At 45.7% G+C, this 982-nt stretch carries 2 protein-coding genes; both read right to left on the bottom strand.

The window, feature by feature from the left end; genetic code table 11:
- Positions 1–317 (bottom strand): cation:proton antiporter (locus tag A3766_RS04345; protein ID WP_197479312.1); only part of this gene is annotated, 317 nt, incomplete at its 3' end.
- A gap of 107 nt (positions 318–424) precedes the next feature.
- On the bottom strand, positions 425–982 hold a 558-nt coding region (locus tag A3766_RS04340), incomplete at its 5' end, for a ThiF family adenylyltransferase (RefSeq protein ID WP_068641770.1).

Raw genomic sequence — 982 nt, 5'->3', positions numbered from 1 at the left:
ATGGTTCCGATAGACCAAGTAACAACTACACCAGACATTAGAAGGTTGCGAACCATCTTGCCGTGTTCACGTAGCTCCTGAAATTTAAGAGTAAGGCTACCCTCAAACAGAATCACGGCAACGGCCAGCGATACAATCGGGAATAGCATTTCACCAAACAAGGCATCCGGCTCCAGAATACCTAAACCAGGCCCGATAAGAATTCCTGCAAGTAAGAGAAATAAAATTGCCGGCAAACGTAAACGCCAGGCAATCCATTGACAAATAAGGGAAATAACACCAATACTCGCCAGTAAAATAAGCTGCAGCTCAACCATAGAAACGGATTCTTTTCTTTGAAATCGGCCCACCCGCAACATACATCTATGGGGAAGCACTTTAACTCGTTACAACACCCTTTTAAGGGACGTCTTACAATTAAAGATCATTCTGCCAGGATTGCGAGTTTCTTTAGAATTTGAGATACCGCCATAAAGGCGAATGTTGCCGTTATGTGAGTTGCCGCACCAAAGCCCGAGGCACAATCCAGTTTTACCGGACCGCCTTCGGCTGGCTTTTCGTGACATACTGCGCCATCACTGTGTGCGTAAACTAATTGCTCAGTCGAATATACACAGTCAATCCGATATTTGCGTTTGGGGTTTCGGGAAAAGCCATGCATGCGACGAAGATTATTGCGTATCTTGGCAAGCAATGGGTCCTGGATAGTACGATTTAAGTCAGCAATTTGAATCTGACTCGGATCAACTTGGCCACCGGCGCCTCCCGAGCAGATCAACTTAATCTTATGTCGCGAACAATGAGCAATAATGGCAGTCTTTGCTTTGACACTATCGGTCGCATCAAAGACATAGTCAAAGCCTTTGTGCAGCAAAGTTTCTACATTTGCAGGCGTAATAAAGGTGTGGTTTGCATGTACTTTGATCTGCGGATTAATCTGCTGCATTCGAGCAGCCATAGCCTCCACCTTCATCGCCCCAAC

The sequence above is a fragment of the Oleiphilus sp. HI0132 genome (assembly GCF_001635845.1).
Note: the sequence above shows the minus strand (reverse complement) of the source record. Positions and strands in the feature narration are given on the sequence as shown.